The following is a 25,219-nucleotide window of genomic DNA, read 5'->3' as shown; positions in this document are numbered from 1 at the left end:
TTTTATTTTCCCAGATTCAGCCGCTTTTGTCAAGCACTTTTTTCTGAGTCCTTTTCGCCGTCTTGCCAGACAGCGTTTATTATCTTACTAAAGCAGCTCGCTTTTGTCAACTGCTTTTGCTCGATTTATGTTGAGCTTGTTATTTGTCGTAACTCGCTCAGACACAAGTAATACATTACTCTTTTTGTATTCATTCGTCAAATTAATCATTTTGTTCGTTATTTAAGTAAAATAGCTTTCAAATTAGTTTTGACTAATACTTGTTAGACCCACTTCTTTATTTTTTAGACTAGACCAATTAACCAATTATTCGTAATTCGGTCAAATTTACTACTTACACTGACCAAAATTTTTACAAAAAAATTTCGCAAGTTTATTCAACCTGCGAAATCATAACGAATTACTACTTATTAAATCAGAGTTTCTTCCTTAGTAATCTTCGTCATTCCATTCATATAAGGAACCAAAACTTCTGGTACGGTAACTGTGCCATCTTCATTTTGATAGTTTTCTAAAATTGCAGCCACAGTTCTGCCTACTGCCAAACCTGAGCCGTTAAGAGTATGTGCCAAGTGCAGTTTGCCATCTTCATCACGGTAACGAATTTGAGCGCGACGAGCTTGAAAGTCAGTACAGTTAGAGCAACTAGAAATTTCACGGTATTTGTCTTGGGCCGGCATCCAAACTTCCAAATCATAAGTTTTAGCACTGGTAAAACTAGCATCCCCAGTAGACAAAGCTACAACGTGGTATGGCAAATCAAGTTTTTGTAACAGGTGCTCAGCATTATGAGTCAATTTATCTAATTCATCCCAAGAATCTTCCTGTTTGCAAATTTTAACCATTTCAACTTTTCTAAATTCATGCATTCTAATCAGACCGCGAGTATCACGACCAGCTGAACCAGCTTCACTTCTAAATGCTGGAGACAATGCAGTTACATTGATTGGCAGCTTATCACCGTGAATAATTTCATCACGGAAATAGTTAACAAGAGGCACTTCAGCAGTAGGAATCAAAGTTAAGTCCCGTGGCTTGTCAGGATTGTCGTTATCAACAATGGTATAAACATCTTCACGGAATTTAGGAAATTGACCCGTACCCTGCATTGATTCATCGTTAACTAAATATGGCGGAATTATTTCAGTGTAGCCTTCTTTAGTATTTTCATCTAAGAAGAAGTTAAAAACAGCTCGCTCAAGTAAAGCACCAGCACCTTTATAATACACAAAACGCGCACCTGAAACCTTAGCGCCTCTGTCCCAATCCAAAATATCGAGATCAGTACCAATATCCCAGTGAGCCTTAGGCTTAAATGTTAATTTTGTTGGTTCATGCCACTTACGAACTTCTTCATTATAACTTTCATCAGGTCCAATTGGATCAGAATCGTCTGGGAAATTAGGCAGTCTTAGCAAAATATATTCTTGCTTTTCAGTCAATTCAGCAACCTTATCATCAAGTTCCTTAATTTCCTGTCCAACTGCACGCATTTTTTGTACAGCAGCAGAAGCGTCTTCCTTATTTCTCTTAATTTCCGCAATTTTCTTTGAAACTGTATTGCGTTCAGCTTTCAGCTGCTCACTGCGGTTCAATTCTTCACGCCGATCGGCATCAATTTTAACCAATTCATCAAGCTCTTCCGGCTTAATGCCACGTCTGCCAAGCTTATCCTTGGCCCAATCAAGATTCTCGCGAATCACCTTTATATCCAGCATATTTTTACCTCCACAAAAAAAGCCAACTCATCCCACAAGATTGGGACGAATTGGCTCATACATGGCTTCGCGGTACCACCCAGTTTCAGCTAATATTTAGCTGCACTTCATTAAGTCGGCGATAACGATGCCGCGTGCCGTGTAATTATTAATTACCCACATTAATGGAATCTGGAAACGACGTCTATTCGCTTGCACCAAAATGCGAACTCTCTGAATCAGTCTGAGGATTCCGTGTTTGGATATTATTTTAAGCTATTATCCTTTTTTTAGCAAACAATATTTAATGTTTTTATAATTATTTTTGTAAAAAGATTTTGCCTACTTTAAATCACTTTTCTTTATTGAGCCAGTCTGACTTTTTTAACAAAAAATAATCTTCCCGGTATTGAAATAACTTACTTAGCTGGCTCATATCGACCGAATAAATATATTTAAAGCCTAAACGAGTAAGTAAATTCTGTGAACGAAAATTATTTTTAAAAGTGCCAGCCCAAATTTCAGATTGATTGAGCTTTTTAAACGCATAATCTAAAAGTATATTTAGCGCTTCAGTCATATAACCTTGACCCGAAAAATCTTTATCAAGCAAAAAGCCAATTTCTTTGGTATGCAGTAATTCTTCTTCGTTAGTACCTCTATTATATAGTTCAACTAAGCCAATTAATTGCTGAGAATTTCTAAGACAAATGCCATAACTATACTTTCTAGCAGCATACTTTCCTGCGGCAACTTCAGCTTCCGCCAGATTTTGATAATGCCCAAAGCCTGCTAAGTTCTGATAATATTGATCTTGCCCCCATTTAAGCAGAGTTGGTGCATCAGCTAATTTGAGGGGCCGAAAATAAATTCGCCTGCCCATTAATGACCTGTCAGCTTGAATAGCCAATCCATGCCCAAGCCCAGTGCCAGACTGTATGCCGCAATGGTCCAAGGCTTGCCTAGGATAATAATCCAAAAATAAGTCCAGAATTTCATATCAGTCAAACCGGCTAAAAGACACAAAACATCATCTGGCGCCATCGGGGCAACAATACAGATTGCAAAAAACCAGTTGAATTTACGCTGGTTTTTAGTCCATTTCATATATTTATCAAGAGTTTTTTCAGAAACAATATGAAGAATAAAAGGTCTGCCGTAAAAACGTGCTAAAAAGAAGTTAATAATTGAACCAATACAGATTCCCACATAGTTATAAATAAAGCCGGCTATGGGCCCAAAGAAAATAACCCCTCCTAAAAGTGAAACACCACCAGGAATAATAGGAATAACAACCTGAATTATCTGGATTAAAACAAAAATTATCGGCCCAATTATTCTCTTGTTAGCCAAATATGCTTTCATTTTAGCCTGACTGGTAAATATTCCTAATTTGTACCAGTATATACATAAAATAATAATGATAATCCCGCTGACAACGGTCAAGATATTAATCAGTCTTCGACTAGCTTTAGCAGACAGATGCATAGCTTACCTCCAATGTTAAGCCTAATTTTACCAAAAAATAAGCATAGTGATTACTTTTTAAGTCATTAAATAATAATAATTAAAATATTTTAATTATTTTCCTGAAGTGAAAGCAATTTAGGTTTAAAACAAAAACTGACTGTTAATTACAGTATAATAGGTTTAAAAATATAATTTTGGGGAGGAAAATCGGATGACCACAATTATTAATGATGTCACTTATGATGAACAAAGAAAAATTAAGGTAGATATTTATAAGCCAGACAACGTTAGTTTTAGTGACAAAATACTGCTGTTTTGGCATGGTGGCGGCTGGTTTCGGGGAGATAAAAACAGTTTTAAAGACTTATGTCAAAAAATTTCTGACCACGGTTTCACTGTTTTTGCCCCTAATTACTCTCTTGCGCCACAATACCCTTTTCCAGCAGCACACCAAGATAGCATTAACTTCGTCAAATGGCTGATGCAAAGCGATTTTGTAATTAATAAAAAAGTTAATATTACTCAAATCGGTGCCAGTAGTGGTGGCACCATGGCGCTGAATATTGCGGGTAAATACGGCTTTCCTACTGTAACTTGGTCTGCTCCCGTCAGTTATTCTGCTTGGATGAAAGATCACCAAAACGTCACGCCAGCAGTTGATGGCCATAAAGAACTAGGTTTGAGCAACCAACGTGATATTAACAACGCTTTTTATAAATATTTTACCTTAGCATATGCCGGTTCTGAAGATGAAAATGTATTAAAAGAGATTGATGCTGATTCATATGATTACAGCAATTTACACCAATTATTAATGATCAATTCTGCAGATGAATTGTCTCCTATTAAATATTTACTTAATTTTATTAACTTTTTGGCACAAAATAACCATGCTGTTGATCTTAAATTAATAGCAGGTAAGCGCCACGCAATGACTTATGTTAATCAATATTTAGAGGAATCATTAGCATACCTTTTAAATGCAGTAAAATAAATCTTAACTTTTACTTACTAATTATTAGTAAAATATTCTATATGTGCTATAATGATTTATGAAAACGGTTTATATTGATTTTGAGAAAAATCTATCCTGATTAAAATTTAAGGAGATAATATTATGGCTAAATATCAATCTATTAATCCATATACTAATGAAACTTTTGCCAGCTATGATAATCCTACAGCTGAACAAATTGAGGATGCTCTAAACTTGACCGATGCACTTTACCACAAGTGGCGCCATGAAGGCCCTGAGACCCGAACAGCAACATTACACAAAGTAGCAGACGGTTTGCGCGAGCATAAAAAAGAAATGGCAGAGATCATGACCCGTGAAATGGGTAAAATGATTGGTGAATCTGAAGGTGAAGTTGATCTTTGTGTATCTATTTGTGATTACTTTGCCGAAAAAGGTCCCGAGTTGTTGAAACCTGAGCCAATTGATACTAAATTGGGTGATGCATATTACCTTAAACAAGCAACTGGCGTAATAATGGCATGTGAGCCGTGGAATTTCCCTCTTTATCAAGTAATCAGGGTATTTGCACCAAACTTTATTGTTGGTAATCCTATTATATTGAAGCATGCCCACAATGTTCCTGGTTCTGCAGCATTGATTGCAAAAATTATTAAACAGGCAGGTGCCCCTGAAGGCAGCCTGATTAATATGTATCCGAGCTATGACCAACTTGATCAAATGATTGCAGACCCAAGAATTCAGGGCGTAGCGTTGACTGGTTCAGAACGTGGTGGTTCTTCAGTTGCAGAAAATGCTGGTAAAAACCTGAAGAAATCGACTATGGAGCTTGGTGGTAATGATGCCTTCATCATTCTTGATGACGCTGATCCTGAAGTTTTGAAACAGGCTCTTAGTTCAGCCAGAACTTATAATGACGGCCAGGTATGTACTTCTTCCAAACGCATTATTGTTGTTAAATCCCGCTATGAAGAAACAATTCATGAATTAAAGAAGGTCTTTTCTAGTTTGAAAGCAGGAGATCCGCTTGATCCAAGTACTACCTTGCCACCACTGAACTCACAGGGCGCAAAGGATAAACTGACTAAACAATTAGATGGCGCTCTTGCAGGAGGAGCAAAAATTTTGTACCAGTATCCTGAAATTGATTCAGATGGTGCATTCTTCCGTCCGACTATTTTAACCAATGTTGATCGTGACAACCCTGCATTTGACCAAGAATTCTTTGGTCCGGTTGCTACTGTTTATGAAGTCGAAGATGAAGACGCCGCTATTGCTTTAGCAAACGATTCTAGTTACGGTTTGGGTTCTTCTGTTATCAGTTCCAACATTAAGCGTGCTCAAAATGTAGCTGCACAAATTGAAACTGGTATGTCTGTCATCAATGGCACATGGATTAGCTCCGGTGAATTACCATTTGGTGGCGTTAAGAAATCTGGCTATGGCCGTGAACTCAGTGATTTAGGTTTGATGGCTTTCGTCAACCAACACTTAGTAATATCAATGCCAACCAAATAACTCATCATTAAGATATAAATTAAAAAAGCTGATAAACTGTATCGCCCAATAAGAGCGCTGATTTATCAGCTTTTTTTAATTATTACTTTTGACGGTGACGAAATAAATTATAGCCTGTAAGTCCTGTCGTCATCACATTGGCTAGAATTAAGAAATAAGTTGAAGCCCCTACTGATACGGCATACAAAAGCAGCTGGCTGGTAATGCTGTGTAAAATGCCCCGATTAGACAGTGAAGTATTGGACATCCTATAAATAACGTAAATTAGAAAAATAGTTTCAATTAAAGAAAGTAAAAACGCAATGATCCTGCTCTTTTTAGTATCTCTCATAGTATGATAAATAATAAATAACGGAATTAAAACAATTATGAGCCAAATTATACAAAGCAAAACGCCTGAAAGCAATGTCGCATTTGAAGAAAAAAGTCTGCCGGCAAGCCTGAAAATGACACCGGTAATCGACATTTTTTGGCCATAAGTCACGTCTAACACAGATGCACCAGAACCAGTAAATAAAACTATTAGATTTATTACTGCCATCAGTACTACTAAAAGTTGCACATAGGAAAAATGTTTTTTCTTGTTGACAGTTGTTTTTGCATCAGAATTTCTCTGAGTCAATCTGCTTTTTGATTTTACCTTTTCTTTTGATTCAGCCACATCATTAAACATGTTGGACCCAATCTGATTTATTTTTTGTGTTAAACGTTCATCCACAGTATAGCGGTCAATTTTTTCCTCACGACTACAAACAAAGTATAGCCAGACCAGCAATGCAAAAAAACAAATCCAACCAAAGCTGCGGGAAAAACTCATAAGAATCAGTAAAACTATTCCCAACAGAAAAGCAATCATGCTATTAACATGAATCCATTGCAGCATTCGTTCAATAACCGAATTTTGTTTTTCCGGATAAAATTCTTGCCGATATACTTTACGACTGGCAATTTTTTGACCAGTTTTTTCATCTTCAAAATTAGCCTTTTGGTGTCGGTCCGTGAAAAAAGTCTCACGATATTTTTGTAAATCAAAATGGCAATTTGGACAGGTAACATCCTCATCAGTGATGGGACGACCACAGTTTGGACAAGTAGTCATAAGAAACTTCCTTTAAGCAATAATTATTAATAACTTAATCATAAAACAAAAATAGCGATAAAGAAAATTCTTTATCACTATTTTAATACAGTCTTTTACTGTAATTCTTGAATTCGTGCCTTAACTTGCTTTATTTCAGAAATTGAAGCATTCGAATCAAGCATTAATTGATCGAGCTTAAATTTAAGTAACTCTAATTCATTATTGTTGCCTTTTTTGGACTACTTCTTTTGGGCCGTTGATGTGATTAACCGACTATTCTTAATGTGCCATTTTGTAATTTTAAGCTGCTTGATAAATGCCTGATCATGTGACACGAGAATCATGGCAAAGGGATAAGCGGTGACAAATTCGGCCAGTGCATTAACCGATGCAATATCTAAAAAGTTAGTCGGTTCATCCAGTAGCAATAAATTATATTGACCTGTTAGTATCTTAGCTAAATTGAAACACACAAGCTGACCACCACTAAGATCACTTATTTTGTGCTCACCGTATTGGCGCAAATGCAAATCGCCTAAGACCTGCATAGTCGAACTATCATCAAATATACTAGTAGCAAAAAGAGAATCTAACAAGGTTTTATCTGTTTGGCTCGCAACTATGTTTTGGTTAAAATAACCTATTTTTAATTGCAGATTATAAAAGCCGGTTAATTGTTTATTCTTGATTTTTTTCAGAAAAACAGTCTTACCAATCCCGTTTTGCCCAGTTAAAACTACTTTTGAGCGATAAGCAAGATTTACTTCCTGCGTAATGTTAAATAGCTTTTGACCATATGCATTAATTGGCTGTTGTTCTATCCGTAATGCCTTGCTTTTAGGAGAAATCGACAAATCAGTTATCGCATTTTTCAAGGTAATCGCATGATGAACTGGTGGCCTTTTTAGCTCTCCTTTTTCCTTATTGATGCGGTTAGCAAGACTTTTACTGGCTCTGATAACATTATTTGCTGTTTTTTGTTTTCCCATGGACTTTGACCGCCAGTCAGATGAAGAAAGTCCCTTTTTGTTACGAGAAAAAGTTCTGGCCTTATTAAAATGCTGATTATAACTTCTCTTTAACTGCTCAAGGTGCTTTTCCTTTTGCTCATAAATCGTTTCTGCTCGTTTTTGTTCATCTTGTCTAAAGCTGCGAAATTCTTCATAAGTCCCAGAGAAATTGTGCACTTCTTTATTTTGAATATACCAGATTGAATCACAAACTTTGTTCAAAAAATTCTGGTCATGACTGATAATTAAACAGGCAATTTTGCTTTTACTTATTAACTTTATTAACCATTGTTGCTGCGTAATATCCAAATTAGAAGTGGGCTCGTCCAAAAGCAACAAGCCGTTAGGCATTTTTTTAATTTGGCAATGGCCCTACTGAGAGCTAATTTCTCTCTTTGCCCGCCACTCTTATCACCAGCATCAAGCAGTTGCGGCACATAGGCAAAATTACAATTGTTAATAACTGCACCTTTAATAGTAAATAAATCCGTCAATTTTTCTTGAGCCAGAATCTTCATTAAAGTGGTTTTACCAGCACCATTGTTACCAATTAAACCAATTTTTTGTCTAGAATTGATACTCAAATTTGAGACAGTCAGCAGTTTAGAAGCTGCCACGCCAATTTGTAAATAATCTATTTTAATTAATTCCACTATCAAACCTCAACGTGTACACATAATACACTAAATAAGATGCGATTCATTGAATTGCAAAAATTACTCTATCTGTTAAAGTGAATCGCTCTACGTTAGGTTCAAAATTAAAAAAGTGATTAATTATTTAAAACTTTAACGAGAGCTTATTGATTATTTACTTGTCTTGACATGCCAGTATTCCATGCTTTCTGCTTAAAATTTAATTAAAAGCATTATACTATAATGAACAAACTTTTGTAAACCCGTCAAGAAGTGCGTTAAGCGAAAAAAGGCTGAAATCCTCTACTAAATGAGAATTTCAACCTTTTAATTAATTTCGCTTAATTTTTAGCACGTTTATTCTTGCGCCAATGAACACCTTCATAAGTCAACTTGACTGCAGCTGACAAGGTAATTGGCATAATAAATACTAATATTATCAAACCAATAATCACTGACAAAGCAACTTCAATCAAAGTCGGAATTCCTGATGGAATTAATGCGGCAAATGTACCAGCTAAGATAATGGCTGCTGAAACTACCACGGTTCCAATAATACCACATGCTTTAAGCATTCTTTGACTTGGCTTGCCGTTTTCAAGTTCACGGTAGCGTGTCATCAAGAAAATACTGTAATCAACACCTAAGGCAATTAGCATGATAAAGCCAAAGAACGGCGTGTTCCAAGTTAGCATGCTTTTACCTAAAGTAGCCTTAACTACCCACTCTGTAATTGATAATGAGCAGAAGTAAGCAATCAGTAGTGTACCTAAAATGTAGACAGGCTGTAAAAGTGAACGAGTAACAAAAATCAGGGCAATGCCAATTCCAATTAACATGATGGCAGCAGTTCTAATAAAGTCCCTGTTGGCAATGTCCTTAATGTCAGCGATGTTAGAACTTTCGCCACCCATTGCTACTGTAGCCTTTTTAAGCCTAGTTCCTGCCAATGACTTCTTAGCCATCAAACTCAGATCCTGCGCCTTCTTGGTTGCTTTAAGACTACTTGGATTTGACTTAAAGACAATCATGAGCATTGCTGACTTCTTGTCAGGACTCAAATAATTCTTAATCGAAGTTTGGAAAGTATCGTTTTTAATAAATTCTTGTGGGATATAGAAAGTATCTGCGGCTGAGGAACTTGCTAAACCATTAAGGTAAGCAGCACCTTGTCCTAAGCCACTATTTACTTCATCTACACCATTAGTAATCTTTGGTGTGCTTGAAGCTAACTTGCCGGCACCTGAATTAAGTTGACCAACACTGGAATTTAATTGGCCAATACCTGAACTTAATTGACCAGTACTGGAATTAACTTGACCAATACCAGAGCTTAATTGACCTGCACTGGAATTGAGTTGGCCAATGCCGCCATTTAAGGTAGCAGCACCACTACTCAATTGACCCGAAGCAGTAGTTAATCTGCCGACACCAGATTGCAGCTGACCCATTTGTCCAGATACATCTGGCATTGAAGCAGAAGCTTCAGCCCAAGATTTTTCTAAAGCAGCACCAGCAGCTTGCATGGCAGCCATCTTCTGCTGCTGAGTCAAGCCGGGTATACTATTAATGCTCTTTGATAAGTTAGCTTTATAGCTCTTTTCTAAAACAGCTTTGGTATTTTTCTGTGCATTCGCAATACCAGCACTGCCACTTGCCAATTGAGAATTCAACTGGTTAAGGCCACTGGTCATTTGCTGGGTTCCGCTTTGCAGACGACTGGCACCGCCTTGCAGTTGACCTGTCCCATTTTGCAAACGGCTGGCACCATTTTGCAGTTTACCAGTACCAGCCTGTAATTTGCTGGCGCCATCTTGGAGTTGACTAGTACCATTTTGCAACTGGCTTGTTCCATCAGCCAACTGACTTGCGCCAGCAGTAACTTTCTTGCTTGCCTTGCTCAATTTGCCCAAACCGGCGCGTGCCTGGTCAACACCTTGGTTAACAGTGTTAAGCTGATTCTTAACGTAGAGCTGATCAATGCTTTCACCATATGGCTGAGTTACAGAAGTGACAAAAGCCACATCTTCAGATGCCTGGAGTTGTCTGGTTAATTGATCAATTAACCGCAAATCTGCTTCATTATCAAGTTTATGGTTACTCTTAATATAAAGAGTCGATGGCTCGGCCATCCCCTTTGAAAAGTGATCTTCGACAACTAGCATCCCTGCTTTAGCTGGGGTACTATTATCAATCTCATCAGTGTCATCATAATTCAAGTGACCAGTATACATCAGACCAAAAGGAAGCACAACCACAGCCAATACAATTAAGTAAATAATTGGGTGAGCAAGTGTCGCTTTGGAAATACCATGCCATAATTTATCTTCATGCTCACCGGTAAACTTCTTCACTGGCCAGAACATTTTTTCTCCCAAAACAGCCATGAAGAATGGATTGAGTGTCAGCAGCACTATTAACAAAACAGCAACGCCGACTGCCACACCAACTGCTGATTGATAAATGGAAAAGTTAGCCAGACTTAACGCTGAAAATCCAATTAAGATGGAAGAACCGGAATAAAGGATGGTTTTACCAGCAACTTTTAAGGCACTATTCATCGCCTCATAGCGATCCATCCCTTTACCGAGGTCTTCTTTGAATTTGTCATACAAAAGGATGTTATAGTCCGTACCAATTCCGAACAGCACAATAATCATAAAGACTTGTGTAAAGTTAGAAAACGGAAAGTTCTGGTATTTAACCAGATTAGTCACAATCGCAAATGATGTGATAAAGGAAACACCAACCGTTAGTAATGAAATTAGGGGCACTATTGGCGACCTGAAGACAATCACTAACACAATAAATATGAAGATAACGGTAATTACTTCTGTTTTCTTAATTCCCTCTTGAATAGCATTCGAGAAGGCATTTTGCAAAACGTCTGCACCTGTAACGTAAGTCCTGATGCCGGCCGTTTTGACAGCTTTATTCAGCTCAGACTCAACATCATTAATCGGTCCGTGCTTTTTAGCCACATTCAACTGCATTATCCAAGTAGTATTATCTTTTGATTGCAGCTTTTTCTTGGTAGCAATATTATCATCTGGACCCAAGACCATCTTGATCCCATACTGATCTTGCTTGTCTTTAAGTCTGTCAATGGTTTCATTAATGGCATTTTTATCATCAGATGTCAATTTGCCCTTTTGCTTGTTAAAGACCACCGCAATCTGATAGGTATCCTTTTGCTTAGGACCCCAATCATTTTGAATTGACTTTGCGACTTCACTTTGAACATCCGACGGTAAGGAAATATTTGAGTGCTCACGGGTTAACCCTGTAACGTCCGGCAAAGCCACAACTGAAATGATTAATATTAAAATCCATGCAATTAACGAGAAAATATGATTTTTTACTAGTTTATGCACTCTTATTTTCCTTTCTCTTTTTTGGCAATAATTTCTTAGGCTGAACCAATTGAATAATTAATTCATGATAGCCTTGGTCAGCCTCTTCACTAGTTTCTTCTGTAAAAGAATCAGACACATCTAAAAAAACGTATCCTAGTACTGCCCCAATTAAGGAATGGAGCGAAACCGTGCTGTCACTTTTCAAATTTAGTTTGTCAGCCAAAGCTATTATCTTTAAAATTTCTTGAGTAATAGCATCGTCTTTTTGGTATTCATTCAAGTGATAGAGAATACTAATTAATGCAGGATCGTCCAAAATAAAATTACGCACGATATCCGCAAACTTAAGTAAAGCCTCTTCACCTGAAATTCCGATCAAATTATCAACTAATTTTTTACCTAAAATTTTAATTCTGCTTGCACCGACAAGCGACAGCAGTTGCTTTCGACCTGAAACATAATGGTAAAGTGACTGTGAACGAACGCCTAACTCTTTGGCTAGGTTCGGCAGAGTGGTCGCGGAAAGTCCCTTTCGTCCAATCAGCTCCGTCGCCTTCGCAATCACCTTATCTAAATCAAGGCTTCTTCTTTTAACCAATTTCACCCCTCCTTTTGACAGCATACTGAATAATATATCATTACAATATGAAGAATACAATCTACATGCTGTAAATTATTTTAAATTAATAAAAAAGCCCTCAAAGTGACTTTTTATTAGGGCTTAAAATTTAAGATTTGTTAAAGTATACGTCAAAAATGTTATTTAAAAAAGCTGTTGACTGCCTTACCTAGTTTAACAAAATCATGGTCATTATTACCCCAGACGCTGACGCAATAGGCATTACCATTAGACTGGACAAGTGCAACATTGGCTTTACTATCCCCAATAGCATAAATTAAACCCTTGCTATTACGGATAATCTTGGGCTTAGTTTTGTTAGCGTTCAGTGCTCCTAAAACTTGATTGGAATATTGTCTGCTTAAAATCTGGTCATGGTATAGACTCACCATAATTTTATTCAAATCATTTGCAGTAGTATAAGCTGCTGGTTTAGCTGAAAGTTTTCCTTTAATGGCGGTATCTTCAGCGCCAGTTCTCCTGATAATTGAGTTGACTTTTGCAGGCTTAACTGTGCGCAACAAAGCGTTGGCTGCAGTCTTGTCACCTTGCATCATCAGCTGCTTCAAATAAGCTGCATTATACGCAATTCCTTTTTGAAGCACCTTTTCACCTTTAACGTGATCTGCTTTTTTGATCTTGATTGCCTTTTTGGAAACAGACTTCCCATGTTGTTCTTGGTAAGTTAAAGCAATAAGTAGAAATAAACGACTACTAGTATTTACTCCGTGTCGTTGACTGGTATTAGAAACACGCGCATATTTATTGTTATTCAGGTCTTGAACACAAACTTGATAGCTCTGATCCTTCCCCATCACCTGTACAATTTTTTCTGCCCATTTTTGCTCACTGCCGGAAGCAATTTTAATGTGATTGGGATATTCCACGGTCGCAACTTTTGGTTCACGGACAGAATTTTTTTCCTTTTTATTTTTGACAATCTGTTCCTGTCCTTGACCGACAATTTTCAGGCTGCTGTTTTCTACTTTTTTAAGATTGACAGAATAAAGCATAAAAGCAATAAGTGCCGTGATTAGTGAGCCTATCAAAACTTTATTTTTCATTTACTTGCCTCAGTTTAAAAGAAATGATGTCGTTTCATTAAAACAATCAACCAAACCATTAAAAAGACTGTCACCACTATGATAGCAATCCAGTCAGACGAGCTGTGGCCAACCGGAAGACTGACGTTCATACCGTAAAAACCGGTTAGAATAGTAGGAATAGTTAAAACCAAAGACCAGACAGTTAAAAACTTCATCGTATCGTTCAAATTGTTGTTCATCATATTATTTGAAGTTGCTGACAATGTTTGCGTAACCTGCTGTGAAATTTTCACCATTTCTGCCGATTGGTTTGACTCAATTAAGACATCATCAAGACGTTCACGCCCCGGCTTGGTAAAGTTCAACTGAGACATTTTTAAACTGTGCAGCATCATTAGGTTAGTTTGAATTGAGCTAGACAAATATACTAGACTTTTTTCAATATTTGACAGTTCAACTAAGTCCTTGTTATTAATGTCACCGGAAAGCTTTTGGTCTAAACTATTGCGTTCTGCATCAAGCTGAGTAACAGCTCGTTGAAAATACTGTGAAGAATACAGTAAAAATTTCATTAATAATTCAGTAACATCTTGCGCCAGGGATAGTTCTCGTCTTGTAGCCGTGTCATTAAACTCATCAAACACATAGCTGGTCGATTGAGTATGAAAAGTAAAGATGTTTTCCCCCGATATTAAAAAAGTTACTGGGTGAGCCGTAAAATGTTTGATAGTTTTAGTAGGCCAAATAGGCACATCATAAACTAGCAAGTTGATATGTGTATGCGTATCATAATCATAGTGGGGTCGTTCATGTCGGTCTGAAATATAGGTAATCATGTCAGGAGTAAAATGAAAATCTATTTGCAGCTTATTACTGTCTTCTTCACTCAAATTGCTGATATCATACCATTTATAATTAGTTTCTACTGGAAACTTTTGTTCTTTGATCACGTTTTCACCCCTGGCCACTATATTTAGCTAGTGCTGCCACCAGCTTTGTTATGCCATTATTATCTTAACATTGAAGAGAAAAACGACAAATAAAAAAACAGGCCTAAGCCTGTTTTTTAAATTTTTTATCACTTTTCTATTGTTTCCAAGCTGCATCAAATTTATTTTTACCAGTAGTAATTGCTTTTTCAACATTCCGGTTCTTTTGTGCAGCTGATAAGATTGATTGCATAATTGGGGTTAATTGACTAAATGTAGCACTAGAGTCCTTGATGACAGGAACACTGTAAAGTGAGTTGGCATTAAGTATGTCTTCTAATTTTGCTGGTAGCTTAAAGTCTTTATTCGACTTATATTCGTCAGACTTTGTGGCACTTTCACTAACCGGGATATAGCCGGTTTCTTTAGCCCACTTAATTTGACTATCTTTAGAAGAAAGATATTTCATAAATTTGAAAGCAGCAGCTTTCTGCATCGCACTGGCATGGCTGAACATATAAATGTCGGTACCTTGCGACATAGTGTATTTGCTTGGCCGAGCTGCAACTTCATAATTGAAGCCTTTCTTGGCTGCCTGTTTGATCCATGTTTCAGTTGATGAAGATGTAACAAACATTGCCAATTTTTTGTTAGTAAACGGAATGTACAAGTATTTATCAGAACCTGGCATTCTAAAGTAACCCGCTTTTTCCCCGTTGATAAAGTAATTGAGCAACTTTCTGGATTTAGCACCAGTAAAGTCAATTTTACTGGAGAAGTTTTCACCCTGGTTCTTCATACCCAAAACGTAGTAGTTATCAAGATCATCAAAGCCTGCACCAACTACTTGATGGTTACTCTTTTGGTAAATAGTCTGTGCAGCCTTCTTAACCTCAGCCATTGTTGCAGGAACTTTGGTAATGCCATATTCCTTAAACATCTTTGGGTTATAAATTAAAACTTCAATTGACTTGTTAAAAGGAATACCGTATTGGGTGCCCTTAATTTGCGCACCATTTAGCATGTCTTCCTTAATACCAGATGCTGCAACACTGCCCCAACCTACATTTTTATCATTAATGTATGGTTTAAGGTCAACCAACATCTTATTTTTAGCAGCACTTTCAAGCCAACCCGGGTAGGCCTGAGTGATTGTCGGTAAATTTTTAGGTGACTGCAGAGTCGATGTGATTTTTGACTGCAAGTTATCGTAATCACCTTGTTGTTCAAGTTTGATTTTTATTTTAGGATTTTTATTTTCAAAATCCTGCGCTAAACTTTTCAGTGTTTTTTCCTGAGAGCCCTGCATGCCATGCCAAAAAACGACGGTAGTTTTTTGAGTTACCTTTGGTATTTTAGAACTTGAGGATGATGAACTGCCACTTTTTGAACAAGCTGCAGTTCCAATTAATGCCAAGCCGGCTGCCGCAACAGCTGCCAGCTTTTTACCGAAATTCATAATATTGTTTTTCCTCCAAAATTTTTTAAGTGCTCAATAGTGATAGTTTGAGCATTAATACTCATTTATTGTATAGCAAATAATGTAAGATTACAACAAATTTAGATACAAAAATTCGGCTTTATTTGTATATTTTACTTTATTTGATTTTATAGTTCGCTTTATTCCGAACATTTTTCAGAAAGTCTTTATTTTGTTCCATTTTAAATATAAAAAGAGCTTGCCTACTAAGACAAGCTCTATGATAAAAATTGCTATTTAGTTTTTATTGTTTCCAAGCAGCATCAAATTTTGTTTTACCTGTTTTAATTGCATTGTCAACATTTTGCTTCTTTTGTGCAGCAGCTAAAATGTTTTGCATAATTGGATTTAAATTGCCGTATGCAGCACCAGCATTTTTGATAATTGGCACACTGTATAAGTTTGCCATTGCATCTTCAAGTTTGGCTGGCAATTTAAGCTTTTTAGTTTCTTTGTATTCAGCAGAATCAGCAGCACTCTGGTTAACAGGAATGTAACCAGTAGCATTTGCCCATTCAAGTTGACTTGCTTTTGAAGTCAAGAACTTAATGTAAGTAAATGCTGCAGATTTTTGGTCAGCTGAAGCATGCTTAAACATGTAAATGTCAGTACCTTGTGACATGGTGTATTTACCAGGACGAGGAGCAACATCATAAGTAAACTTATTGCCTACACCTTGTTTAACAAAGCCTTCACCAGCCGAAGTACCAATGTACATTGCTACCTTTTGGTTAGCAAATGGACCAGACAGATAGTGTTCTGAACCAGCTACTCTGAAGTAACCATCTTTGATTCCATCTGCGTAAAAATTAATAACCTTCTTTGAAGTGTCGCCGGCAAAGTCAATTTTACTTGAGAAGTCAACGCCTTCGTTCTTCATGCCTAAAGTATAGTAGTTTGATAATGAGTCAAAACCAGCACCTACAACTTTATGATTACTCTTTTTATAAATGATTTGTGAATCTTTCTTCAGTTCATCCATTGTTGCAGGTGCTTTTTTAATACCGTATTTCTTTAATAAATCTGCATTATAGGTCAAAACTTCGATTGATTTGTTGAAAGGAATACCATATTGTTTACCATTAATCTTAGCACCATCAAGAAGTGTAGATTTAATATCTGAGGCCTTGCTGCTGCCCCAGCCAACTTCTTTACTATTAATGTATGGCGTTAAATCAACCAGCATGTTTTTGTTGGCAGCATTAAAGAGCCAGTCAGGATAGGCCTGAGTAATGGTGGGCAAGTTGTTAGGTGACTGCAAAGTTGAATTGATTTTAGCTTGTAAGTCGTTATAAGCTCCCTGACTTTCCAATTTAACTTTGATCTTAGGATATTTGCTTTCAAATTCACGTGTCAACTTCTTTAATGTAGCTTGTTGCACACCTGGCATACCATGCCAAAAGACAATATTGGTTGTCTTCTTGACTTTAGCAATTTTCTCTGAACTTGAAGATGAGGAAGAATTAGAATTGCTTCCGCCATTTGAACAAGCTGCAGTACCAACAAGAGTTAAGCCAATAGCAAACGCAGCGGCCAACTTTTTACTAAACTTCATTTGGTTAAAACCTCCCAAATATAAAAACTAAACAACATTTTTTGATTAATCAAAACGCAATTGTTTGATTGCGCTTTGGTAAAATCCTGTTTCCATAAGGGTTTTCCACCAGCTCCGGATGCAATGTGTGCACGGGAATTAGTGTTGGTGGTTGAACCCAAGCAATAATTTGTTTTAGTTCTTGCTCGTCAGCGTGACCAGAACAACGCAACGCCTGAACTTCAATATTTTGCTCAGCAAGCCTTTGCATAAAAGGCTTGTATGCTGGGTCAAAATCTCCTAATGGCTCTGCATTAGAGTGAAGATACAAACCACCTTTTTGCAAGTGGTCGAAATCAGCAACTGCCTGCCAAAGGAATTCGTGATCATCATTTAACAGCTCTTCATAAGAAACTGCCAGTTCTGGCTTTAGATCAGCGAATTTTTGCTCCCCTGGCAAGTAATAATAAGGAAAATCCTGATTAATGCTTTCTTTGAGCAAGTGAGCTCTTGCAGCATGCAAAATCACACAGCGTGGCGAATCAGAAATAACACGCAATAGCCGCTCAACATTGGTCGGATATGTGTTAAAAGTGATTTGCCGCTTAGGATTTTGCTCTTGCAGTTGCACAAATTTAGCAGTCAATTCATTTTCATTTTTTGGACCGGTAAATTCTGCGCTATTTTCCTCATGCTTTTCTTCCGGCCAAGAAAAGCCGGTTGCTTCAGTAATTAAAACATCACAGTCTTTAGCTGCTGCCAGAAATTTTTTAACCCAGTCAGGATGATAACCGTGCAGACGAATATCACCGGTATAGGCAACTGCCAAATCTGGTGTTTTAACTATCAGACCAGTTGCACCATAAGCATCGTGGTCACTGGGCCACACTGTCATCGTAATATCGCCTACTTTTATTGGTTTTTGATACTCGGCTGCAATAATTGGGCGGGTATAGTTCGTTTCATGTCCGGCAGCAGGTAGCAAAAAGTCTCCTTTTTCATTTAAAGCAGGCAGCAGCTTAGCTGTTATTGGCCCTGCATACAAAGGTATTTCTGGGGCCAAGAAATTCATGGCCTTGCTGTGATCAAGGTGCAGGTGGGACATATAAGCTGCCGCATATTCCCAATGTCCATGATCAATTGCTTTACCAGTTAATTCGGGATCATAAAAGTTTGGTACATCCCCAATTAGCTGGTTTTCGACTAAAGTTTGATACTTTTCATCAGGCAAATTGAGCTCAGGTCGATAAACTTCACCCAAATCAAACAAAACGTGCGATTTGTGATATGCCACCTCAATCATGGGTCCGCCAATGGTATTTAAGCCGTTGTAAAAGGTGATAGTGGTTTTAGCCTTTAAGGTCATTGCGCACCACCCCCTTGATAATCTGTTTTCTAAAGATTAAGTACAAAATTAAAATCGGCAAGACAGTTAGGGTCGCAGCAGCCAGTTGCAATTGCGTTTCACTACCTGCATCAGAGGCAAAGGCAGACAAACCATTATTCAGCAAACGCATGGTATCTTCATTTGTAACCAGTAATGGCCAGAGAAATGAATTCCAGCCAGAGATGAAACTTAAAAGACCAACTGTAAACAAGCCGCCTTTTGACATTGGCACTAAGATTTTCCAGATGTAGTCCCAATCACTGGCACCATCGATCATAGCTGCTTTGTAAATCGTATCTGAGATTGAACCGAAATAACTTTGTAAATAATACATGTAGAAAATCGAAGTCAAGAATGGCAAAACCAGCCCCACATAAGTATTAAGCAGGCCCATATGTGCAATCGTATTGTAGTTAGTAAAAATAATTGCTTCACCAGGTACCATTAATAATGACAAAAGCACCATTTGGATTAAGCCTTTACCCTTAAAACGCAAGTTGACCATGGCAAAAGCACCAAGTAGTGAGTTAAACAGACTGACAATCGTGGTGACGCTAGCTGTTAAAACCGTGTTGAAAAAGTAGCGAGCAAATGGAGCACGAGCGAATACTTTGGCGTAGTTAGACCACTCAAAATGATGCGGAATTAGTGTCGGCGGGATCGAGGTGGTTTCCTGGAAACTCATTAAGCCGCCCAAAATCATATAAATGAAAGGAAAAACGGTAATAACGGCAAAGATAAATAAGATAATGTAGCTGAATAAGACTCCTAAACGAATTCGTTTCATTTAATTTTCTCCTATCTTTTTCATCATTTTCCGTTGCAAGAATGTCGCAAATAAAATAATCAGGAACAAAATTACGGTTGCAGCCATCGCAACTCCGGGAGTGCCGACGATTTGGAACTTATTGTAAATGTAGAACACTGCGGTTGTTCCTGAATTGCCCACTCCGGCTTGCCCGTTGAAAAGTGCATAAACCGAAGTATAAATTTTAAAAGCCCCGATCACATTCATTGTTAGCAAAAAGGCAATAGTAGGAACAAGCTCTGGCATAGTAATGCGCCAAAACTTATCGCGACCGCTGGCGCCAAACATGTCAGCAATAGTATAAAAATTAGGATCAATATTACGCAGCGCGCCCATTAATATAACAATATTAAATGCTAAAGATGACCAGATTCCGAAAATAATAATCGTAGTTAAAGACATTGCCGGATCGTCAATCCAGTCAGGAGCCGGTAAATGCAGACACCTGAGCACGAAGTTTAACATACCGTAATCACCGTTAAAAATATAACGAAAGACAATCCCAATGGCAATTGTCGAGGTGACATAAGGCATAAAAAACGTGGTTTCAAAGAAGGACTTATGCTTAACCTTGTCAAAAATAATCCATGCCAGCATGATTGAAATTGCTAGACCCACTGGTACAGAAATAACAGCATATAGCACTGTATTTTTAATGGCCAGCCAAAATTCTGGGTCGTTAAAAATATACTGATAATTGCTAAAACCATTCCAGTGTAAGTCAATTAAGGAACCACCCTGAAAACTCATGCTAAATGCACGCAAAATAGGGTAAATACTAAATAAGGTGACAAAGATGATAGTTGGCGCTAAAAAAAGCCAAGCCTTTTTTTGATTTGTCTTCATTAGTAAACTCGCTCTCCTTCAGGGGTAAATAGAAATACCCGATTAAATCGCATTTTAAGTTTAACTTGATCGCCTCGTTTAATTGGAGTTTCGAGATTAATTAGGGAACGCACTTGCTCATTATCAAATGTAAATTTTAAAATACGTTCACGTCCAATTAGTTCAATATCGTCTACCGTAGTCTCAAACAGGCCATTAGGATCAGGAACAATATTTTCGGGTCGAACAGATAAGACATACTCACCGTCTGGTATTTCCCGTTTAAAACGTGACTGCTCCAGATCGGCAAGATTTATCGTAAATTGGCTTGACTTTAATTCATTTGCAGTTTTTGTTACTTTAAAATTATCAATTACCGGATTGCCAACGAAGTTGGCTACAAAGTAATTATTTGGTTCCAAGTAAAAGTTTTGTCCTAAATCATCTTGTTGAATAATGCCATCATTGAACAAAATAATCTTATCACCAATAGACAACGCTTCTTCTTGGTCGTGGGTTACAAAGAGGGTCGTAATCCCTACAGTTTTTACAAGTGACCTTATTTCTTCACGAATTTTCAGGCGCAATCTAGCATCCAAATTGCTTAATGGCTCATCCATTAGCAGAATTTGGGGTTCTTGCACCAAAGCACGGGCAATTGCTACACGTTGCTGCTGACCACCAGATAAATTACCCGGCTTTTGATCAGCCAGCTCTGTAATCTGTGTCAACTCCATGTATTTAGTGGCAATTTTTTTGGCTTCTGCTTTAGGCTTTTTGTTAGCACCAACAATTAGCGGAAACATGACGTTTTGCAAAACTGTCATATGAGGATATAATGCATAGTTTTGAAAAACGTAGCCAATATGGCGGTCCTTAGGTGCTACTTTAACCACCGACTTACCGTTAAAGATAATATCGCCCTCTGTGGGATTAAGTAAGCCGGCCAATATATTTAAAATTGTTGTCTTGCCACAACCAGATGGCCCTAGCAAGCAAACTAAATCTCCCTTTTTAACCGAAAAACTAACGTTTTTAATTGCTTCATGACCATTGTCATAAACTTTCCGCAGGTTTTTCACTTCAACAAATTTATTGTTATCCATTAACTCGCACCACTATAATCACTATTTCTTTTTTTACTATCTTAATTTTATGATAAAAAGTTTGAGAACACAACCTAATTCGCTTCATTAAAATTCGTAATTTTCTTATCATAAGCAAGATTTTTAACTAATTATTCGTATTTATTAGGTAAATTACTAATTATGAACTTAAAAATATTTTTATTGTTCTTGTTTTAAAATTTTGCTTTAGAGCAAAAACGATAATAAATCCTATTATCTCTTATTTTAATCTCTGTATATATTAATTAATATTTTATCCGAACATTTGACTATTTTTTATCTATTATTTTTGCCATTAGCCAAAAGCTAATAGTTATCTTTCACAAAAATCTCATGATCTACTTTGGCTCGGCCATTATTATAGTTAAATGAATATCCCGGTTGAACGTTAAACAAATAGACATTAAAATCAAGTTCACCGTCAGTCGACACCGCTTGTAAATTAATTCCTCGGGCCATTAATTCCGTGCCCCGAAAAATAGGCGTAGCTTGGTAAATCACTTTTTTATTCTGTCTCAGTGCCACACGAATACGACTCTCAAACATTGTTTGAATTCTTTGATTGGAAAAAGCAGACTGTGTGAACAGATTTTTAGGATTATTTTGGTCGCCCGATAAATTGCGGGGATTAAAATCACCTGCAAGATCAATGCCTGCAGAAACTGAATATGCTATGAGGTGTCCCCGATTATAAATTTGCGTACCATTACGGCGGTTGTAATGCCAGCCTGTTGGTTCAACGAACTGACGGACCCTTAGACTGTCATTAGCAACATTACGCTTTTGCAAAAAGGCCGTATTGGAATGAGATGTCCGATTTAAGCTATCTAAGTCAGAATAAATAACCCTGTTAACGCGCCAAGCATTTTTGATTAAAGTTGAATGGTCATTATTGACTGTTATGTAGGACGAACCACCACTCTTAAAGTTTAAATTAGCCAGTTTTTGGTAATCTTCATGTGACAAGCCACCATAAACCTTATTAGCGGGTTTGGCCTTACCAATTTTATTAGTCTTCTGCCGGTCGCTGCGGGTGATCCTGTTCATTGTCTGGTGTCCACTTGGGTCTGAGCCACCTTTAGTAGAAACAAACCACAACAAGAACAAGATAATAATGACTATTGCCCAAAAATCTCCATTAGTTGTTTTAGTGCTTCGTCTGCTCCTCCTGCGTGCCATTCACATTGCTCCTTTTTAATAATAATTAAGTATAGCTAATCGAACTGTTGTTTGCAATAGGAACAATAAAAAAGCAAGGTCAATGCTCCCTTGCCTCTAATTTTAACTTCTCGCCCATTCATCCAGCATATTCAAAAAATAGCTTTCAGACAAGCGCTTAATCTTGCTGCCTGCATGATTAAATTCTTTTGCCTTCAATGTTTCCGGATTACTTTTACTAAAAAAGCCATTATCACTCATAATTAAATAGTCTGTATCAGCTTTGACACCAGTTTGGGCTACCCCATTCATATTATTAACCATTTGAGCAGCTTCAGTGCCGTTTATTTCTACCTCAGGAGCAAAAGCAATCTTTTTATTATTAACCGGATTACGAAAGCCTAATTCCCAGACTTCCAGTTCATCCTGCAGCAAATCAATGTTTTTCAGTTTGCCTTGTGCTTCTTGCAATAGTTCAGGCGTAAAATGCTGGCGAAAATCATCATAAACTTTTTTAGTATCAAGAGAATCTGCCAAGCCATGGTGCTGTTCGACTTGTGCAATGCCTGCACGCTGAATGCAATCAAGCAAGCGATTGTGCTGTTGCGGATAATATACTCGAGCTAAACGCAACACATCGACATAATTGTTACTGAGCTCTGGCAAATGAAATTTTCGTGCTAAATCATACAAAAAATTTAGATCGAAATTGACGTTATAACCAATGACAATATCGTCACCAATAAATGTGCGAAAAGCTGTCATTGCCTCTTTTACAGGTTTTCCTTTTTCAAGAAGCAGATCTTCGGTAATACCATTTAACTTAGTGATAAAACTCGCTACATGATTTGAACGGGGATAAACAACCAGTTGACTAAACTCATCTACTACTTTGTTAGCTCGCACTTTAACAGCACCAAGTTCAGTTACATGATCCCGGTAGGGGTTTAAACCTGTAGTTTCAATATCAAGCATAGTGTAGTCAGAAATGAAGTCAGGCCATTCCTGACCCTTGCCCCGGATCTTATCTTGAACGCCAGAAACATGCAGTACGCCATTTTTTACATAAATACTCATTGAAATCAGCTACTCCGTCACTAAATTATTGATTAAACTTGCTGCATCCGCATTTGTACCGGCGCTGCGTTCCTGAATTTCTGGTAATAAATTTTCCTGCTTGAAGTCAGCAGCCACATAGGACCATTGCGGAAATTCTGCTACCAAATGTTCAATTGGCTCCCGTAATTGCGGACTCGTTTCGTCAACTCCTAATTCCAAAAAAACAGTATTTTTATCTTCATTACCGGTTAAAAACCAGCGGAAGCGAGTATTAGCATCAGTATCTGGATAAAAATGCTCATTAAGTGGCAGATGTATTTCCAGTGGCTGACCACATATATCACATTTTGGGACCAATTCTTCTATGTTAGTATCAGGCTTTTTCGCAGCGATCTTTCGAACGACAGACTGACAATCCTTAAGACCATGATTGATGCCGCTGGAACACTGCGTCTTAGTCCAATCGCCAAACACATTAAAAATGCGTTTTTCATTAAAGCCGGCAGTTTCAAAAAAGTGGCCAAATGCTGAGCTAGCAATAAAATACTGCTTGTTATTAATTAACTGCTTCAGTTTTTGCAATGTTTTACTAGGATAATAATCAACAGAATATTTTTGAATAAGGTTTGACCATAACTGCCACTTTTCTGACCAAGAAGAAATGTGCTGATCAAGCGCAAAGCCGACTGAATGGACATCATACTTTTGGACAACTCCGGGAAAACTCTGTTCAAAATCTTCCTGGCCCAAAAGGTCAAGTCCTTCGGTTTTAGCTAAGCCGTTACCGGCAACCACTATCACAGTGTCAGCATTTTGCACTAACTGTCGTGCCTTATTCAAATTTTCCATTTGATTACCTTTTCTATTTTTGATTATAACCTGTAAATGAAAGCTGGCCATCTTCAATTTCACCTAAGAAAATGTCACTGGGATCATCATAACCAGCTTGCTTTACTTGTTCTTTTAGCCAATCTTCATCCTTATTAATAGATTCAAGCACATCTTGGTTGATTTGACCATCATTAATTAAAGGAAAACGAACATTTTTTTCATCCTTTTTAATAACCGTCAGCTGACCGTTCTTTTCAAAGATGCAATTCTTCACTTTATCAACTGAATAAATGCCTTGACTGCGCAATTTAAACATTAATTCATTGGCTGAAAGCCCAGCAGACAAGCAATTGCGGGATAAAACCTGACCGTCTTTAATTATCTGAATTGGTTTGCCATCAATTAGTCCGCGAATAAAGTTGCTGTGCTCTCTAGCAAACTTCAAGATAAAGACAACTAAAGTCCAGACAATCAAAACCAGCAGAAACTGTAATACGGAAATATTGGCATTATAAATAACGCCTCCTATAATACCACCCAAAACATAGTTTTGCAGTTGATCCAGAGCCGTTGTGGGGGCAATATTGCTCTTGCCAAACACATTTATTTGAAAAATTAAAGTTAACACACCTAAGGCAAATTTAATAAAAAGCTGTGTATAATTCATTATTGC

Annotated in this window: 22 protein-coding genes; 2 read left to right on the top strand and 20 right to left on the bottom strand. The window is 37.4% G+C overall.

Annotated elements, in window-relative coordinates; all coding sequences use genetic code 11:
- Positions 1 to 410: 410 nt before the first annotated feature.
- From serS to ERK18_RS07630, 3 genes are all read right to left on the bottom strand, one after another.
- Positions 411 to 1,718 carry a serine--tRNA ligase gene (serS, locus tag ERK18_RS07640; protein WP_187154954.1) on the bottom strand — a complete coding sequence of 436 codons (1,308 nt, stop codon included), beginning with the start codon at positions 1,716 to 1,718 and terminating at the stop codon, positions 411 to 413.
- A gap of 331 nt (positions 1,719 to 2,049) precedes the next feature.
- Positions 2,050 to 2,580 (bottom strand): GNAT family N-acetyltransferase, encoded by a 531-nt coding sequence (locus ERK18_RS07635; RefSeq protein WP_187154953.1) that lies wholly within the window; start codon positions 2,578 to 2,580, stop codon positions 2,050 to 2,052.
- Positions 2,580 to 3,185, bottom strand: a complete 606-nt coding sequence (locus ERK18_RS07630) for a TVP38/TMEM64 family protein (protein ID WP_187154952.1) — start codon at positions 3,183 to 3,185, stop codon at positions 2,580 to 2,582. The genes ERK18_RS07635 and ERK18_RS07630 overlap by 1 nt, the downstream gene beginning before the upstream one ends.
- Before the next feature lie 193 nt (positions 3,186 to 3,378).
- Here ERK18_RS07630 and ERK18_RS07625 point away from each other — a divergent pair, with 193 nt between their 5' ends.
- Both ERK18_RS07625 and ERK18_RS07620 read left to right on the top strand, forming a co-directional pair.
- Positions 3,379 to 4,161 (top strand): alpha/beta hydrolase, encoded by a 783-nt coding sequence (locus tag ERK18_RS07625; protein ID WP_187154951.1) that lies wholly within the window; start codon positions 3,379 to 3,381, stop codon positions 4,159 to 4,161.
- A 123-nt stretch (positions 4,162 to 4,284) separates the two neighbouring features.
- Positions 4,285 to 5,661 (top strand): NAD-dependent succinate-semialdehyde dehydrogenase, encoded by a 1,377-nt coding sequence (locus tag ERK18_RS07620; protein ID WP_046331625.1) that lies wholly within the window; start codon positions 4,285 to 4,287, stop codon positions 5,659 to 5,661.
- A gap of 82 nt (positions 5,662 to 5,743) precedes the next feature.
- Here ERK18_RS07620 and ERK18_RS07615 read toward each other — a convergent pair whose 3' ends face one another.
- From ERK18_RS07615 to ERK18_RS07535, 17 genes are all read right to left on the bottom strand, one after another.
- Positions 5,744 to 6,760 carry a zinc ribbon domain-containing protein gene (locus ERK18_RS07615; protein ID WP_187154950.1) on the bottom strand — a complete coding sequence of 339 codons (1,017 nt, stop codon included), beginning with the start codon at positions 6,758 to 6,760 and terminating at the stop codon, positions 5,744 to 5,746.
- Between the two features lie 221 nt (positions 6,761 to 6,981).
- Complete coding sequence (locus ERK18_RS07610; protein WP_222710129.1) at positions 6,982 to 7,974, bottom strand: ATP-binding cassette domain-containing protein; 993 nt, start codon at positions 7,972 to 7,974, stop codon at positions 6,982 to 6,984.
- Positions 7,975 to 8,033: 59 nt separating this feature from the next.
- On the bottom strand, positions 8,034 to 8,405 hold the full coding sequence (locus ERK18_RS07605) for an ATP-binding cassette domain-containing protein (protein ID WP_187154948.1): 372 nt from the start codon (positions 8,403 to 8,405) through the stop codon (positions 8,034 to 8,036).
- 323 nt (positions 8,406 to 8,728) lie between these two features.
- Positions 8,729 to 11,761, bottom strand: coding sequence for an MMPL family transporter (locus ERK18_RS07600; RefSeq protein ID WP_187154947.1), 3,033 nt, complete (start codon positions 11,759 to 11,761; stop codon positions 8,729 to 8,731).
- Positions 11,754 to 12,341 carry a TetR/AcrR family transcriptional regulator gene (locus tag ERK18_RS07595; protein WP_122051944.1) on the bottom strand — a complete coding sequence of 196 codons (588 nt, stop codon included), beginning with the start codon at positions 12,339 to 12,341 and terminating at the stop codon, positions 11,754 to 11,756. Before ERK18_RS07595 ends, ERK18_RS07600 begins: the two co-directional genes overlap by 8 nt.
- Positions 12,342 to 12,502: 161 nt before the next feature.
- A complete protein-coding gene (locus ERK18_RS07590) occupies positions 12,503 to 13,426 on the bottom strand; it encodes a serine hydrolase (protein WP_187154946.1) in 924 nt (307 codons plus the stop codon).
- A 14-nt stretch (positions 13,427 to 13,440) separates the two neighbouring features.
- Positions 13,441 to 14,358, bottom strand: a complete 918-nt coding sequence (locus ERK18_RS07585) for a magnesium transporter CorA family protein (RefSeq protein ID WP_046331619.1) — start codon at positions 14,356 to 14,358, stop codon at positions 13,441 to 13,443.
- A gap of 136 nt (positions 14,359 to 14,494) precedes the next feature.
- Entirely contained in the window at positions 14,495 to 15,796 is a 1,302-nt protein-coding gene (locus ERK18_RS07580; RefSeq protein WP_122051942.1) for an extracellular solute-binding protein, read from the bottom strand.
- A gap of 265 nt (positions 15,797 to 16,061) precedes the next feature.
- Positions 16,062 to 17,372 carry an extracellular solute-binding protein gene (locus ERK18_RS07575; protein ID WP_187154945.1) on the bottom strand — a complete coding sequence of 437 codons (1,311 nt, stop codon included), beginning with the start codon at positions 17,370 to 17,372 and terminating at the stop codon, positions 16,062 to 16,064.
- Positions 17,373 to 17,421: 49 nt separating this feature from the next.
- Positions 17,422 to 18,717: an MBL fold metallo-hydrolase gene (locus ERK18_RS07570; protein ID WP_187154944.1), complete on the bottom strand. Its 1,296-nt coding sequence runs from the start codon at positions 18,715 to 18,717 to the stop codon at positions 17,422 to 17,424.
- Positions 18,701 to 19,525 (bottom strand): carbohydrate ABC transporter permease, encoded by an 825-nt coding sequence (locus ERK18_RS07565; RefSeq protein WP_187154943.1) that lies wholly within the window; start codon positions 19,523 to 19,525, stop codon positions 18,701 to 18,703. The genes ERK18_RS07570 and ERK18_RS07565 overlap by 17 nt, the downstream gene beginning before the upstream one ends.
- Positions 19,526 to 20,392, bottom strand: coding sequence for a carbohydrate ABC transporter permease (locus ERK18_RS07560; RefSeq protein WP_187154942.1), 867 nt, complete (start codon positions 20,390 to 20,392; stop codon positions 19,526 to 19,528). It lies immediately after the preceding gene.
- Positions 20,392 to 21,477 carry an ABC transporter ATP-binding protein gene (locus tag ERK18_RS07555; protein WP_187154941.1) on the bottom strand — a complete coding sequence of 362 codons (1,086 nt, stop codon included), beginning with the start codon at positions 21,475 to 21,477 and terminating at the stop codon, positions 20,392 to 20,394. Before ERK18_RS07555 ends, ERK18_RS07560 begins: the two co-directional genes overlap by 1 nt.
- Before the next feature lie 327 nt (positions 21,478 to 21,804).
- Positions 21,805 to 22,677, bottom strand: a complete 873-nt coding sequence (locus tag ERK18_RS07550; RefSeq protein ID WP_187154940.1) for a DNA/RNA non-specific endonuclease — start codon at positions 22,675 to 22,677, stop codon at positions 21,805 to 21,807.
- Positions 22,678 to 22,779: 102 nt separating this feature from the next.
- Complete coding sequence (locus tag ERK18_RS07545) at positions 22,780 to 23,733, bottom strand: exonuclease domain-containing protein (RefSeq protein ID WP_187154939.1); 954 nt, start codon at positions 23,731 to 23,733, stop codon at positions 22,780 to 22,782.
- Positions 23,734 to 23,742: 9 nt separating this feature from the next.
- Positions 23,743 to 24,564 (bottom strand): Sir2 family NAD-dependent protein deacetylase, encoded by an 822-nt coding sequence (locus tag ERK18_RS07540; RefSeq protein WP_187154938.1) that lies wholly within the window; start codon positions 24,562 to 24,564, stop codon positions 23,743 to 23,745.
- A 13-nt stretch (positions 24,565 to 24,577) separates the two neighbouring features.
- Positions 24,578 to 25,213 carry a DUF421 domain-containing protein gene (locus tag ERK18_RS07535; protein WP_046331610.1) on the bottom strand — a complete coding sequence of 212 codons (636 nt, stop codon included), beginning with the start codon at positions 25,211 to 25,213 and terminating at the stop codon, positions 24,578 to 24,580.
- Between the last annotated feature and the right edge of the window lie 6 nt (positions 25,214 to 25,219).

Source organism: Lactobacillus kimbladii (genome assembly GCF_014323605.1).
In the GTDB taxonomy this organism is placed as follows: Bacteria; Bacillota; Bacilli; order Lactobacillales; family Lactobacillaceae; genus Lactobacillus; species Lactobacillus kimbladii_B.
Note: the sequence above shows the minus strand (reverse complement) of the source record. Positions and strands in the feature narration are given on the sequence as shown.